Source organism: Lacinutrix chionoecetis (assembly GCF_053604665.1).
The window spans coordinates 89,047-103,239 of record NZ_JBSHNQ010000083.1; the positions used below are offsets into that span (position 1 = coordinate 89,047).

Here is a 14,193-nt window from a genome sequence, read left to right on the forward strand (position 1 = left end):
AAATATAAATTATCTAAAAGCGCTAAAGTCTAATTTTACCGAAAACACATTAGAATAGAGAGCGACACTTTGGTCACCAATATCTGTAAAGGCATAATCTACCTGGATGCCTCGGTATTTAAAGCCTACACCAAAACTTGGTTGAAAACTTAAACTTTCAGAATCATCTATTTGCAATTCATTTTGAAAATTCCCAACACCAGTTCTTAAATAAATCATGTCTATATAGCCAAACTCAAAACCTAAAGCCGGATTAATGCTGGCAAATGAAGTCGAGATTAAATCGTTGTTTTGCTCAAAACGTACATTTAAATCTAATTCGGCTCTTAAACTATAGTCATAATGGAAAACGTAGTTTTTAGCAATACCAATTTGTAATTTTGGAATTGTAAGTTCTGTAGATTCTGGTAATTCCTGGTTTTGACCTTCAATAGCATTTTGTATTCTGGCAAAAGCTTCCTCATCGTAACTCCAAGAATTAAAAGTCGTTGTAATATCTCGAGCCATCAACCCAAATTGCCAGTTATTATCGGTTTCAAACTGTATGCCAGCATCTAAGCCAAATCCCCAAGAATTGGCAAAATCACCAATAACACGCCTTATAACTTTGGCATTAACACCATAATTTAAACCCTGAACAGGGAGTTTTCTGGCGTACGAAAAGGTGAGTCCGTAATCTGCTGTAGAAAATAAGCTAACCCTATCGTAGTTAACATTACCTTGATCGTCTATTAATTGTGTGGTGTCTAAAATATCGTCAACCGCAAAGCGAATAAGCGACAAACCAATGGCGCTTCTATCGTCTAAAGGCATAGCAAAGGCAGCATAGTCGTAATTAGCAATGTTTGCAAAATAGCTGGAGTGCATTAAGGCGAGTTGTTTGTCTTCAATATTAACTAATCCTGCAGGATTCCAGTAACCGGAATTTACATCGTTAGTATTCGCTGTTACAGCATTACTCATGCCCAAAGCAGCGGCGTCCACACCAATATTCATAAATTCATTAGAATATTTGGTTTGGCTAAATAGTGTAAGCGACACCAGAGACAAAACAAGTGTTAGTAGTAGTTTCAATCGCAATTTTTTTACAAAGATGGTGTAATTTTTCTATATATTAAACTTGAAATTAAATACTATATTGTATTGAGCCGTTTTTAATTAAAATACTTTGTTATTTTTACAAAAAAATAATCAATGCATATTAAAAGATTTGTCCCTAATTTTGTTACTCTTTTAAACCTTTTAAGCGGAAGTATTGCCGTTTTATTTGCAGTTAATAACCAGTTTGTTACTGCTGCTCTGTTTGTGTTTTTAGGTATATTTTTCGATTTTTTCGATGGGCTTTTAGCACGAAAACTCAAGGTGCAAAGCGAATTAGGAGTACAATTAGATTCTTTGGCAGATATGGTTACAAGTGGGTTGGTGCCAGGCATAGTTATGTACAAATTAATTGCCATCGCTGTAGATGCACCACCAATGGCAACCTCGAACGAATGGTCTTTGCAATGGTCTGGTTTTTCAATGGCTTTTATACCCATTATTGGGTTGTTTGTAACTTTAGCTTCAGCTTACAGATTGGCTAAATTTAATATAGACGAAGACCAGCAAACCTATTTTAAAGGACTCCCAACACCTGCAAATACATTATTAATTATGTCTTTGCCTTTAATTTTAGAGTTTCAAAATAACGATATCATTAATGCAATTATATTAAACAAATGGTTTTTAATTGCATTAGCCATTTTAAGTTGTTATTTGCTGAATTCAAGCATAAAATTGTTTGCGCTTAAGTTTAAAGATTATAGTTTTAAAAATAATGCGATGCGTTATATTTTTGTAATCTTAAGCTTGGTGCTGTTAATAGTTTTACAATTTGCAGCAATACCTTTAATAATTATACTATATATTTTACTTTCCTTAATTCAAAATAACAAAAACTAATGGGCGAAATTATTTTTACACTTATTATGCTTGTGGCATTACAAGCCGTTTTAGGTTTCGATAACTTATTATACATTTCTTTAGAATCTAAAAAAGCACCGGTAGAAGCACAAAAAGGTGTGCGTAAAAAGGGCATTTTAATAGCAATAGTTTTAAGGATAATTTTATTATTTGTTCTGGTAAGAATTATTGGCTTTTTTCAGGAGCCATTCTCTTGGTTAACTGGCGAGATTGAGAATGTTGTAAAATTTGCTTTTAATGGCCATAGTTTAATAGTGTTAGCTGGTGGCGCTTTTATTATTTATACAGCTATAAAAGAAATTTGGCATATGATTTCACTACATGATTTAAGTCATGATGTGGAAGGCGATTCTAAACGAACAAAGTCGGCTAATGCTGTAATTACCAGTATTGTAATTATGAATTTGGTATTTTCTTTCGATTCTATTTTAGCCGCTATAGGTTTAACCAGTGAGATTGAAAATGCAACTGCTGCGTTTATTGTTATGGCAATCGCAATTGTTGCCAGTGGGTTGTTAATGCTACTGATGGCAGATAAAATCTCAGTTTTCTTGGCTAAAAACAGAATGTACGAAGTCTTAGGACTGTTTATTCTATTTATAGTAGGAATTATGCTTATTACTGAAGGCGGACATTTAGCACATTTAAAAATCTTTGGTGAAGAAATTGTACCAATGAGTAAAACTACTTTCTACTTTGTTATCGCTATTCTTGTGGTTATTGATGTTGTTCAAGGGCGTTACCAGAAGAAATTGTTAAGTGAGAGTAAGGCCTTAGTTGAAAAAGATAAAAATGAAGTATAAGCTACTTGTATTTTCATTGCTAATTTTTTCTTGTAAGCAAAGTATTGAAACTTGTTCTAATGTTAGGGATAGTATAGCGTTTTTAAACAAGCAATCTCAAGATACTTTCATGCTATATCGCTCAGTAGATATTATGAAACACGTTGAAATACTCGAAAGGTCTACGAGTATTAAAACAAAAGATAAAGGAGGAACTCTGGGGATTTTTGTTGTTAAAGAAGATTTAGATAAATGGGAGGTCTGGTAAAAGAGAATTGCAAATAATGCTTAGCGTTTAAAAATCAATCTTGGTCTTTCGCAATTCAAAATTCTGTCCTAAATATACCTTTCGCACCATCTCGTCTGCCGCAAGTTCTTCGGGTTCACCAGCTTTTAAAATACCACCTTCAAACATTAAGTATGTTCTGTCTGTAATAGCTAATGTTTCCTGTACGTTGTGATCGGTAATAAGAATACCAATATTCTTTTTGGCTAAACGTGCAATAATACGTTGGATATCTTCTACGGCAACAGGATCGACGCCTGCAAAAGGTTCATCTAACAAAATAAAATTAGGATCCGTTGCTAAGGCTCGTGCAATTTCTGTTCTTCTACGTTCACCACCAGAGAGTAAATCGCCTCGGTTTTTTCGAATGTGCCCTAAACTAAACTCTTCTATAAGCGATTCCATTTTATGTAACTGCTCTTTTTTAGTCATTTTAGTCATTTGCAGTACACTCAAAATATTATCTTCAATACTTAATTTTCTAAACACCGAAGCTTCCTGCGCTAAATAGCCAATACCGTTTTGCGCACGTTTATACATTGGGTATTTTGTAATATTTGTACCTTCTAAATGAATACTTCCACCATTAGGTTTTATTAAACCAACAATCATGTAAAAAGAGGTTGTTTTTCCGGCACCATTTGGACCAAGCAAACCAACAATTTCTCCTGTGTTAACTTCAAGAGAAACGTCTTTTACAACTTTTCGTCCGCTGTAGGACTTCATTAAATGTTCGGCTCTAAGTTTCATAAATAGAATGTATAATCAATAAAAATAATAAACTTGATGTAAACTAAGTTTAGTTTAGCGAAAGTTTAACTTTGCGATGCTTCGAGCGCATCCCAATATTCGTAAGCACGACGCAAATGAGGGATTACAATGGTACCACCAATTAACGTGGCAATACTTAACGTTTCTACAACTTTTTCTTTAGATAAACCTGCTTTGTAGCAAGATTCTAAATGGTATTTTACACAATCGTCGCAACGTAATACAGTAGAAGCAACCAAACCTAAAAGTTCTTTTGTTTGCACATCTAAAGCGCCTTCCGCAAAAGCGTTAGTGTCTAAATTAAAAATGCGCTTTATTACTTTATTATTGTCCGCCAATAATTTATCGTTCATTTTAGAACGATAGTCATTAAATTCTTTAACTAATTCTGACATCTGTTTTCTGTTTCTTTTTTTGGTTTCTAACTACAATTCTTGAAATTAAAATACTTACTTGGTATAAGATAAGTATGGGAATGGCTACAATAATCTGGCTTGCAATATCTGGAGGTGTTATAATGGCCGAAAGTATAAGTACAATAACCAATGCAAATTTTCTGTATTTTTTTAAACTTTTTGGAGTTACCAAACCAACTTTAGTGAGGAAATAGATAATTATAGGAAGCTCGAATACAAAACCAGCAGCTATGGAAGAGGAGCGTATAAGCGAGATGTAAGAGCTAATATCAATTTCATTTAATATTTCGCTACTTACGTTATAATTAGCAAGAAAATTGATGGAAAGCGGTATAATTATAAAGTAACCAAAAAGTACGCCTGTAAAAAATAATAAAGATGAAATAATAATGAATCCTCGAGAATTTTTACGTTCGTTAGCTTTCATTCCTGGACTGATAAATTTCCAAAGCTGGTAAATTACATAAGGGAAAGAAATAATAAAACCTGCATAGACCGAAGTCCAGATATGTGCAGCAAATTGTCCTGCCATGGTTCGGTTTTGGATAATAAAAGGAAACTCGGCTTGGCAGAAAGTGGTATCGTTAATACCAAAAAAATCAGACATGCTGCATAACCACTGGTATGTTGGAAAAGACATCCTTTTGGGCCACATGATAATATTATCGAAAATAAAATTTCCAAAGATAAAAGCAACTGTACCGCAAAGAACAATAGCTATAAAAATTCTAATAAGATGCCATCTTAAATCTTCAAGATGATCCAGAAACGACATATTGTTTACATCTGCTTTTGCCATTAAATAATGCCTTCTTTTATTAAATCGTGTAAATGCACGACACCTGCATAATTTCCGTTATTTTGAACCAGAAGCTGAGAAATCCCGTTAACTTCCATAAGTTCCATGGCATCTACAGCCATAGCGTCTTCGTCAATTGTTTTTGGGTTGCTACTCATAATATCTTTGGCTGTTAGACCAGAAAAATTATCAACCTTAGTAAGCATACGTCTTAAATCACCATCGGTAATTATACCTACAATTTTATTGTTTTCTACTACTGCCGAAACTCCAAGCATGCTTTCAGAAATTTCTATAATTACTTTTTTAACATCGGTGTGTAATGCAACCTGAGGTTTTTTATTAGCCGAAGATAAATCGTGTACACGTAAATACAATTTTTTTCCTAAAGCGCCACCAGGATGGTATTTTGCAAAATCTTTACTCGAAAAACCGCGTAATTCTAGCAAACAAACAGCTAAGGCATCACCCATAACTAATTGAGCAGTGGTACTTGTTGTTGGTGCTAAGTTATTAGGGCAAGCTTCCTTTTCCACAAAAGCATTAAGCACAAAATCTGCTTGCTGGCCTAAAAAGGACTCTTTATTGCCAGTAATAGCAATCATTTTGTTTTTTGCATTTTTTATTAATGGGACTAAAACTTTTATTTCGGGAGTATTACCGCTTTTAGAAATACAAATAACAACATCATCTTCTAAAATTAAACCTAAATCACCATGAATGGCATCTGCAGCGTGCATAAAAACAGCAGGTGTTCCTGTAGAATTTAATGTAGCTACAATTTTTGTAGCAATAATAGCGCTTTTACCAATTCCAGTAATTATTACACGACCTTTAGAATGGTAGATAAGTTCTACAGCATCAGCAAAATCGGTATCGATTAATGTGGCTAAATTACTAATAGAAGCGCTCTCAAGTGCAATAGTTTCTTTGGCAGTTTTTAGAATAGAATCCTTAGTGTTCAAAATATATCATTTTAAGTTTAGGTAACATTTAAAAAGATTTTTATTATCTTTAAATATTACGCAAAATACTTCGTTTTTAATGATTGTTGAGTATCTCGGCAAATTTAACGAAAAATTAAAATTAAAGCTTTAATTCTTCGTTATAATAGTGCCAGAAAAAGAAGATGTTTTGTGTAAGTAAATGTGTAAATAATTAATCCCTTTAAAAAAATAGTGAAAAGTCAAATTCGTACTGCGCTAAAAAAATATTTCGGTTTCACCGAATTTAAAGGCTTGCAAGAAGCCGTTATCGAAAGTATTTTATCTAAAAACAACACTTTTGTTATTATGCCAACTGGTGGAGGAAAATCGCTGTGCTACCAACTTCCTGCGCTTATGCAAGAAGGAACAGCAATAGTGGTGTCACCGCTAATTGCTTTAATGAAAAACCAGGTGGATGCTATTCGAGGCGTTTCAGACGCTCATGGAGTAGCCCATGTTTTAAATTCGTCTCTAAACAAAACAGAGATTAAACAGGTTAAAGAAGATATTACTAATGGTATAACAAAATTACTGTATGTCGCTCCAGAGTCGCTAACCAAAGAAGAAAATGTAGAGTTTTTACGAAGTGTAAAAATCTCATTTATGGCTGTAGACGAGGCACATTGTATTAGTGAATGGGGACACGATTTTAGACCAGAATATAGAAATTTACGTACCATTATCCAGCGTATTGGTGATGATATTCCTATTATAGGTTTAACAGCAACTGCAACGCCAAAAGTACAGGAAGATATACTTAAAAATTTGGGTATGAGTGATGCTACAACCTTTAAAGCATCGTTTAACAGACCAAACTTATATTACGAAATTCGACCTAAAACAAAAGATGTCGACTCAGATATTATTCGTTTTATAAAGCAAAATGAAGGTAAAACAGGTATTGTTTACTGTTTGAGTAGAAAGCGCGTTGAAGAACTATCTCAGGTATTACAGGTTAATGGTATAAAAGCCTTGCCATATCACGCTGGATTAGATGCTAAAACAAGAGCTAAGCACCAGGATATGTTTTTAATGGAAGATATCGATGTTGTTGTTGCTACAATTGCTTTTGGAATGGGTATAGATAAACCAGATGTGCGCTTTGTAATACATCATGACATCCCAAAAAGTATTGAGAGTTATTATCAGGAGACAGGACGTGCAGGACGCGATGGAGGAGAAGGACACTGTTTGGCTTTTTATGCCTATAAAGACATTGAAAAACTAGAAAAGTTTATGTCTGGTAAGCCTGTTGCAGAACAAGAAATTGGTCATGCGTTATTACAGGAAGTGGTTGCTTATTGTGAAACTTCAATTTCCAGAAGAAAATTTATTCTGCACTATTTTGGTGAAGAATTCGATAATGAAACAGGTGATGGAGGCGATATGGACGATAATATGCGCCACCCTAAAAAACAGCGTGAAGCCAAAGACGATGCAGCACTTTTAATAAACATTGTGCAATTAACCAATGAAAAGTACAAATCGAAGGATTTAGTTAATGTTATTGTTGGGAAATCTAATGCCATGATAAGTTCGCACAAAACAGATGCGCAGCCTTATTTTGGTAAAGGGAAACATCAAGATAAAAAATATTGGATGGCATTACTACGACAAGTATTGGTAGCAGGCTATTTAAAGAAAGATATTGAGACCTACGGAGTGGTTAAATTAACCAAAGCTGGAGAGGATTTTGTTAAAAACCCATCATCGTTTATGATGACGGAAGACCATACTTTCGATAGTACTCATGACGACCATATTATAACTGCCTCTAAAGGTGGAGGTGCAGTGGTTGACGAAACCTTAATGAAGTTACTTAAAGATTTACGTAAGGCAAATGCCAAAAAAATTGGTGTTCCACCATTTGTAATTTTTCAAGACCCTTCTATAGAAGATATGGCTCTTAAATATCCTATTACTATTGCAGAACTTTCTAATGTGCATGGTGTTGGAGAAGGTAAGGCAAAAAAATACGGAAAAGATTTTGTGGCTTTAATCGATAAATATGTCGAGGAAAACGACATTATGAGACCAGACGATTTTATTGTAAAATCAACTGGCACAAACTCTGGGTTAAAGCTTTATATTATTCAAAATGTGGATAGAAAATTGCCTCTAACCGATATTGCTTCTGCAAAAGGTATGCAAATGGCCGATTTTATTAAAGAAATGGAAGCGATTGTTTATTCTGGTACAAAACTGAATATCAATTACTGGATTGACGATTTGTTAGATGAGGACCAACAAGAGGAATTACACGATTACTTTATGGAATCTGAAACCGATAAAATTGACGTGGCTATCGATGAGTTTGATGGTGATTATGATGATGAAGAACTACGTTTGTACAGAATTAAGTTTATTAGCGAAGTTGCCAATTAATAATGGCTTTAACGCAATGTAGCGCTTACGCTAAGCATGCTAATTCAATAAGCGTTTTGCTTTTAAAGCTAAAAAATCAGACTGTATATTTTAATTTTCACTTTTATAAATTGAAAAGATATGCTCCTCTTTTTTAATAAAAAGCGTGAGCGTTTTTATGTTTGATCGTTTTATCTTTTCAACATCTTTTTTTTCTATTTGAAAATCTATTTTTGTTACATAACCTTCAAGTGGATGTGCAGGGTCAGATTCTAACTCAGGCATATCAGAATTTAGTGTTAAATTATAATTAGTGCCTTCCACATCTAACGTGGCGCCATTTTTAGTTTTCACTTTCAAACGGCCTACAATAAATGTTTGCAAATAGTAATAGCCTCCCAACTCATTGTAGCCAACATACATAACACTATTATTGGATAAGGCTAAAGGTTCATTTTCACTCGACTTTATAATTGTTTCAATATAATTGTCGTCGGCTGTTTTATCTTCTTTTTGCTTACTTCCAAATAATTTTCCAAAAACTCCCATAAATAATTTTTAATTCGATTTCAAAGCTAATAAAATTCATCTAAAAAACATTTAATATAGACTTTATAAAAAAATTCACAACTCATAACCTATAACTTTTAAGTTCTTCATATCTTTGCATCTCATTAAAAAATAAGACAATGCAAGACGGTTTATACGCAAAATTTAATACAAGTAAAGGAACTATTTTAGTGAATTTAGAATTTGAAAAAGCTCCAGGAACAGTTGGTAATTTTGTTGCTTTAGCAGAAGGAAATATGGAAAATTCTGCAAAGCCACAAGGCACGCCTTACTATGATGGTTTAAAGTTTCATAGAGTGATAGAAGATTTCATGATTCAAGGTGGTTGCCCTCAAGGAACTGGAACTGGAAATCCTGGTTACAAATTTGATGACGAATTTCATCCAGATTTAAAGCATAGTGGGCCAGGTGTTTTATCCATGGCAAATGCTGGACCAGGAACTAATGGAAGTCAATTTTTTATTACGCATATTGCCACAGATTGGTTAGACGGAAATCATACCGTTTTTGGAAATGTTGTAGAAGGACAAGATGTTGTAAATACTATTACTCAAGGAGATAAAATTGAAACTTTAGAAATTGTAAGAGTAGGTGAAGCTGCAGAAAAGTTTAATGCTATTGAAGCTTTTAGAACTTTCGAAGGCGCACGCGAAAAAAGAATTGCAGAAGAGCGCGCAACTAAAGCAGCAGAATTAGATAAGTTTTCGGCAGGTTTCGAAGAAACAAATAGCGGATTACGTTACAAAATTGTACAAAAAGGAGATGGTGCGCCAGCAGAAAAAGGAAAAACAGTTTCTGTACATTACAAAGGAACGTTAACTGATGGTACAGTTTTCGATTCGTCTTACAAACGTAACGCACCAATTGATTTTGCCTTAGGTATGGGACAAGTAATCGCTGGTTGGGATGAAGGTGTGAGTTTGTTGAATGTTGGTGATAAAGCACGTTTTGTTATACCAAGCGACTTAGGTTACGGTTCACAAGGTGCAGGAGGTGTTATACCTGCAGATGCTACTTTAATTTTCGACGTAGAGTTAATGGATGTAAAGTAATACGAAGCGATTATAATAAAAAATAGAGTAACAAATTAATAATTAAAACGTCTTGTAAATACAAGGCGTTTTTTTATGCGCCATATTTACTAATTTTATAGCAACCAATACCACTAAAAATGAAAATAAACCACCTCTTTTTTATTTTATTGTTCACGCTTATTACAAGCTGTACTAAACCTGCACACTATACACCAGAGTTTATTAAAGAAACCTCTGGTCGCTATTTATACAACGCAAATGAAGAAATAGAAGTCTATTTTAATAACAACCAACTTTTTTTAAAATGGAGAGGAGCCAATAAAATTGAACCTATGTACTTAGGCGAGGACACCTATTTTGTTAAGGAAATGAATAAGAAAATTCAATTTATAAAGCATCCTGAAAATAACGTGTATTATATTTCTGAAATCCCTGAAGACGAAACGTCGAAAACAACTTACGATTATAAAAAATTACCAGATTCTATAAAAGTACCAAGTGCTTATTTAAAGGATAAAGAATATAATAAAGCGCTTGAAGGTTATCTGGCAATACAAAATGAAGATTCTACAAGTGTGTTTATTGAAGAAGCTGCTTTTAACAGATTGGGCTACAAAAAAATGAATGAAAATGCGTTTAATGAAGCGATAGAGATATTTAAAATTAATGTAGCACTATATCCGGAAAGCGATAATGTTTACGATAGTTTAGCAGATGCTTACTCTCGAATAGGAGATAGTTTAAAAGCGTACGAGCAGTATAAAAAAGCTTTGCAATACAACACAGGAAATAGAAGAGCGAAACGTTTTATAGAAGCTTATACTAAAAAGAAACAATAAAAAATGCATAGCCAGGAACTCGAAAAACTTAAATACCCAATAGGAAAATTTAATTGTCCAGCCAAAATAACTAAAGATCATATTAATGAATGGATTTCTATTTTAGAACACTTTCCTGTACATTTAGAGCATTTAGTAAGTGCATTAGACCATAATCAGTTAGATACACCATACAGGCCAGAGGGTTGGACAGTTAGACAGCTTATACATCACATAAGCGATAGCCACCATAATAGCTACACACGATTTAAATGGGCAATGACCGAAGATAACCCTATAATAAAAGCTTATGACGAAAATGCCTGGTCGCAGTTACATGATTATAACGAACCTATTGAAAACTCATTACTACATATAAGGGTGATACACGCCAAATTGGTATATTTTGCAAAAGGCTTATCTGCTTTAGATTTAAAGCGCACATTTATTCATCCAGATGGTAATGAAGTTGTAAGCTTAGAGGAAAATTTAGGAATTTATGCCTGGCATTCTAATCATCACTTTGCACATATTGAGCGATTAATGGAGCGGCAAAATTGGAAATAACATGCTATTTTTTTCGACCAGAAAAATGATTCATAGTATCGTATATTCCTAATACACTACCAGTAAACCAATCGAAAAAATTAACCGACATTGTTGCTTGACCTATTCTGGCGAGTCTGTACATATATCCGGGAATAGTTACCATTTTTTTATTTTTACTAATGGCTTTTAAAATGGTAAGTGCTACTGCTTCGGGCTCAAGTATTTGTATTTTAGATTTTACACCATCAAACATCCCAGTATTTATATAGTAAGGCATTATGGTGGTTACATTAATGTTTTTATTTAGTTTTTTCATTTCCAATCTTAAACTGTCACTCCAACCTATTAGAGACCATTTACTTCCAGCGTACACAGCCATTTTTGGATTAGAAATCAATCCGCCAGAAGATGCGATATTACAAATATGTCCGACATTATTTTTTAACATATTATCTAAAAATTCCAATGTAATTAACATTGGTGCATTGGCATTTATGCTCATTGTTTGTGTAATATCAGCAACTGTATTTTCATGAAAATATTTGCCCACAATGATACCTGCATTATTTATAAGTAAATCTATACCACTATAATCCTGTTTTGTTATTTCGGCTGTATTTTGAATTTGTTTAGTATCAGAAATATCCACTGTATAAGCTTTAATACTTCCAAGTTTTGAAAATTCGGCTAAAGTACTGTTTATAGTTGTTTGGTTAATATCCCAAATTATAACTTTGGCTCCGCGTTCTAAAAACAAGCGTGCTAAAATTTTACCAATTCCTGAAGCTCCGCCAGTAATTAAAACTGTTTTATCTTTAATTGTTTTCATGTATTTCTATAGACAATTAATTACCTATAATAACAAATATATGTTTTTACTTAGGAGTTTGATAACTCGGGAATAATAAAAAGATTATTAATTTATTATATGAATTTGTTGTAGTAAGTCAACTTTCGTAAATTCACAGCATGAGTAATACCATTCAATTCGACGATTTCACTAAAGTAGATATTCGCGTAGGCACTATAATAGAAGTTAATGCTTTTCCTGAGGCAAAAAATCCAGCCTATAAATTAACAATCGACTTTGGTGCTTTAGGCCTAAAAACATCTTCAGCACAAATAACAACATTGTACAAAAAGGAAGACCTGTTAAATAAGCAAATACTAGCTGTAGTTAACTTCCCGAAAAAGCAAATTGGTAAATTTATGAGTGAATGTTTGGTACTTGGAGCAGTAGATGGCAAGGATGTTATTTTATTAAAACCTGAATATTCAGTAAAAAAAGGAAGTGTTGTTTCATAAATACCAACGTTTACAAGTACAACATTAAATACAATTTATCGCTTTGAAATCACTCTTATTATTTTTTGTAAAAACATACATTAGCATTGGTATGTTTTTTTATTTCAGAAAAATTGAAGTGAGAAAAAAGACTCAGATACCTAAACATATTCCAGTTTTATTTTTAGCAAATCATCAAAACGGCCTATTAGATCCTTTAATTATGGCTATTACCTCTGGTCGCTATGCTCATTTTTTAACGCGTGCACAAGTATTTAAAAAGCCATTGGTAAGAAAAATTTTAAAAGCGTTACAGCTCATACCAGTGTATCGCGTACGTGATGGCTGGCAGCATTTAAGCTTGAATAATGCTATTTTTAATACATGCATTTCGTTACTAAACAAAAATGATGCAGTTACCATTTTTCCTGAAGGAAGCCATAGTTTAATAAGAACAGTTAGGCCTTTAAGTAAAGGCTTTACTCGTATTGTTTTAGGTGTTGTAAATAACACTCCTGCTACCCAACTACAGTTAATTCCGGTAGGCTTAAATTACAAAAATGCTATTAGTTGTCCGGACGAAGTCATGGTTAATTATGGAACTCCAATTCCAGCTTCAAAATACATTTTGGAAGAAAAAAATCAAGCAATCAATAGCTTAAAAACAGATATACATCATGCCTTAAAAACATTAACAACACATATTGAAACTGAAAATTATAATGAAACAATCGCCACATTAAAAACTTATAATGTAAACTTTTTAGAGCCACAAAAAGTTAATACTTGTATTCAGTCTCAATTTAGTAGTTGCGAACCACAACTAACGAAAAGGACTAATTATGTAAAGCTATTTTTTAAAGCAGTTCTAATTACTATTTGTTTTGTACCCTATTTAGTTTGGAAAAAAGTAGTGCAACCAAAAATTAAAGAAATTGAGTTTACATCTACTTTTAGGTTTGCCATTGCCATAACACTGGTGCCTATATGGTTGTTAGTAATAGCAATAGTGCTAACTTTTACGTTTTCGGTAAGTATAGCTATATATTTTATACTGTCTGCTTTATGTATTGCTCTTTTGGCAGTTAAGTTGTAAGCAAAAAAAAATGCCATTTCACAGAAATGGCATTTTTAGTTTAAAAGTTAATATATTTTAAATATCATCAAAATCGATATCTGTAAATCTGCTTTCGGCAGTTTCGCTGCTTTCTGTGGTTTCAGTGGTATTTGTAGTTTCAGTTGAAGCAGGCGTGTCGTATTCTTTCTTAAAATCTTTTTGATGACGATCACTTATAACTTCATCACCTTTTTCGGCAATAACATAATCTGTCATTTCCTGTAAAATTGAATTAAACTCCGAAAAATCCTCTTTGTACAAGTAAATTTTGTGTTTTTTATAGTGAAACGAGCCATCGTCATTTGTAAACTTTTTACTTTCAGTAATTGTTAAATAGTAATCTCCCGCTTTAGTTGCGCGAACATCAAAAAAGTAAGTACGTCTTCCAGCTCTTAAAACCTTTGAGTAAATTTCCTCTTTCTCCATCATCTCTTTATTATGCATAGCTTTAGTTT

The 14,193-nt window shown here is 33.2% G+C and carries 17 protein-coding genes; 9 read left to right on the top strand and 8 right to left on the bottom strand.

All coding sequences use genetic code 11. The features are described from left to right. Nucleotides 1–9: 9 nt before the first annotated feature. Nucleotides 10–1,074: a putative type IX sorting system protein PorV2 gene (locus ACVC43_RS09460; RefSeq protein ID WP_452224268.1), complete on the bottom strand. Its 1,065-nt coding sequence runs from the start codon at nucleotides 1,072–1,074 to the stop codon at nucleotides 10–12. Between the two features lie 120 nt (nucleotides 1,075–1,194). Here ACVC43_RS09460 and ACVC43_RS09465 point away from each other — a divergent pair, with 120 nt between their 5' ends. The 3 genes from ACVC43_RS09465 to ACVC43_RS09475 are packed head-to-tail and all read left to right on the top strand — an operon-like array spanning nucleotide 1,195 to nucleotide 3,012. Further along, the gene (locus ACVC43_RS09465) at nucleotides 1,195–1,941 is read left to right on the top strand and encodes a CDP-alcohol phosphatidyltransferase family protein (RefSeq protein WP_452224269.1); all 747 of its coding nucleotides are present in this window, start codon (nucleotides 1,195–1,197) and stop codon (nucleotides 1,939–1,941) included. Further along, on the top strand, nucleotides 1,941–2,765 hold the full coding sequence (locus ACVC43_RS09470; RefSeq protein ID WP_452224270.1) for a TerC family protein: 825 nt from the start codon (nucleotides 1,941–1,943) through the stop codon (nucleotides 2,763–2,765). Before ACVC43_RS09465 ends, ACVC43_RS09470 begins: the two co-directional genes overlap by 1 nt. Then, nucleotides 2,755–3,012 (top strand): hypothetical protein, encoded by a 258-nt coding sequence (locus tag ACVC43_RS09475; protein ID WP_452224271.1) that lies wholly within the window; start codon nucleotides 2,755–2,757, stop codon nucleotides 3,010–3,012. The genes ACVC43_RS09470 and ACVC43_RS09475 overlap by 11 nt, the downstream gene beginning before the upstream one ends. A 27-nt stretch (nucleotides 3,013–3,039) precedes the next feature. Here ACVC43_RS09475 and lptB read toward each other — a convergent pair whose 3' ends face one another. The 4 genes from lptB to ACVC43_RS09495 form a co-directional block, all read right to left on the bottom strand. Beyond that, nucleotides 3,040–3,780 carry an LPS export ABC transporter ATP-binding protein gene (gene lptB, locus ACVC43_RS09480; RefSeq protein ID WP_452224272.1) on the bottom strand — a complete coding sequence of 247 codons (741 nt, stop codon included), beginning with the start codon at nucleotides 3,778–3,780 and terminating at the stop codon, nucleotides 3,040–3,042. A 65-nt stretch (nucleotides 3,781–3,845) separates the two neighbouring features. Continuing rightward, a complete protein-coding gene (locus ACVC43_RS09485) occupies nucleotides 3,846–4,196 on the bottom strand; it encodes a carboxymuconolactone decarboxylase family protein (protein ID WP_452224273.1) in 351 nt (116 codons plus the stop codon). Next, nucleotides 4,180–5,016 carry a twin-arginine translocase subunit TatC gene (tatC, locus tag ACVC43_RS09490; protein ID WP_452224274.1) on the bottom strand — a complete coding sequence of 279 codons (837 nt, stop codon included), beginning with the start codon at nucleotides 5,014–5,016 and terminating at the stop codon, nucleotides 4,180–4,182. Before tatC ends, ACVC43_RS09485 begins: the two co-directional genes overlap by 17 nt. Beyond that, nucleotides 5,016–5,981: a KpsF/GutQ family sugar-phosphate isomerase gene (locus ACVC43_RS09495; protein ID WP_452224275.1), complete on the bottom strand. Its 966-nt coding sequence runs from the start codon at nucleotides 5,979–5,981 to the stop codon at nucleotides 5,016–5,018. Before ACVC43_RS09495 ends, tatC begins: the two co-directional genes overlap by 1 nt. Nucleotides 5,982–6,194: 213 nt before the next feature. On the opposite strand from ACVC43_RS09495, the gene ACVC43_RS09500 reads away from it, so the two are divergent. Beyond that, a complete protein-coding gene (locus tag ACVC43_RS09500) occupies nucleotides 6,195–8,387 on the top strand; it encodes a RecQ family ATP-dependent DNA helicase (protein ID WP_452224276.1) in 2,193 nt (730 codons plus the stop codon). Between the two features lie 90 nt (nucleotides 8,388–8,477). Here the strand turns inward: ACVC43_RS09500 and ACVC43_RS09505 are convergent, their stop codons facing one another. Continuing rightward, complete coding sequence (locus ACVC43_RS09505) at nucleotides 8,478–8,915, bottom strand: hypothetical protein (protein ID WP_452224277.1); 438 nt, start codon at nucleotides 8,913–8,915, stop codon at nucleotides 8,478–8,480. A gap of 140 nt (nucleotides 8,916–9,055) precedes the next feature. On the opposite strand from ACVC43_RS09505, the gene ACVC43_RS09510 reads away from it, so the two are divergent. The 3 genes from ACVC43_RS09510 to ACVC43_RS09520 all read left to right on the top strand — a co-directional run bounded on the left by ACVC43_RS09510 (nucleotide 9,056) and on the right by ACVC43_RS09520 (nucleotide 11,355). Continuing rightward, nucleotides 9,056–9,988 (top strand): peptidylprolyl isomerase, encoded by a 933-nt coding sequence (locus ACVC43_RS09510; protein WP_452224278.1) that lies wholly within the window; start codon nucleotides 9,056–9,058, stop codon nucleotides 9,986–9,988. Nucleotides 9,989–10,107: 119 nt separating this feature from the next. Then, nucleotides 10,108–10,809, top strand: a complete 702-nt coding sequence (locus tag ACVC43_RS09515) for a tetratricopeptide repeat protein (RefSeq protein ID WP_452224279.1) — start codon at nucleotides 10,108–10,110, stop codon at nucleotides 10,807–10,809. Nucleotides 10,810–10,812: 3 nt separating this feature from the next. Then, complete coding sequence (locus ACVC43_RS09520; protein ID WP_452224280.1) at nucleotides 10,813–11,355, top strand: YfiT family bacillithiol transferase; 543 nt, start codon at nucleotides 10,813–10,815, stop codon at nucleotides 11,353–11,355. 4 nt (nucleotides 11,356–11,359) lie between these two features. Here ACVC43_RS09520 and ACVC43_RS09525 read toward each other — a convergent pair whose 3' ends face one another. Next, nucleotides 11,360–12,166, bottom strand: coding sequence for an SDR family oxidoreductase (locus ACVC43_RS09525; protein WP_452224281.1), 807 nt, complete (start codon nucleotides 12,164–12,166; stop codon nucleotides 11,360–11,362). Nucleotides 12,167–12,306: 140 nt separating this feature from the next. Between ACVC43_RS09525 and ACVC43_RS09530 the strand changes: the two genes are divergently transcribed. Beyond that, entirely contained in the window at nucleotides 12,307–12,642 is a 336-nt protein-coding gene (locus ACVC43_RS09530) for a tRNA-binding protein (protein ID WP_452224282.1), read from the top strand. 43 nt (nucleotides 12,643–12,685) lie between these two features. Then, nucleotides 12,686–13,717 (top strand): 1-acyl-sn-glycerol-3-phosphate acyltransferase, encoded by a 1,032-nt coding sequence (locus ACVC43_RS09535; RefSeq protein ID WP_452224283.1) that lies wholly within the window; start codon nucleotides 12,686–12,688, stop codon nucleotides 13,715–13,717. A gap of 57 nt (nucleotides 13,718–13,774) precedes the next feature. Here the strand turns inward: ACVC43_RS09535 and ACVC43_RS09540 are convergent, their stop codons facing one another. Further along, nucleotides 13,775–14,182: a PUR family DNA/RNA-binding protein gene (locus ACVC43_RS09540; RefSeq protein WP_452224284.1), complete on the bottom strand. Its 408-nt coding sequence runs from the start codon at nucleotides 14,180–14,182 to the stop codon at nucleotides 13,775–13,777. Nucleotides 14,183–14,193: the final 11 nt, after the last annotated feature.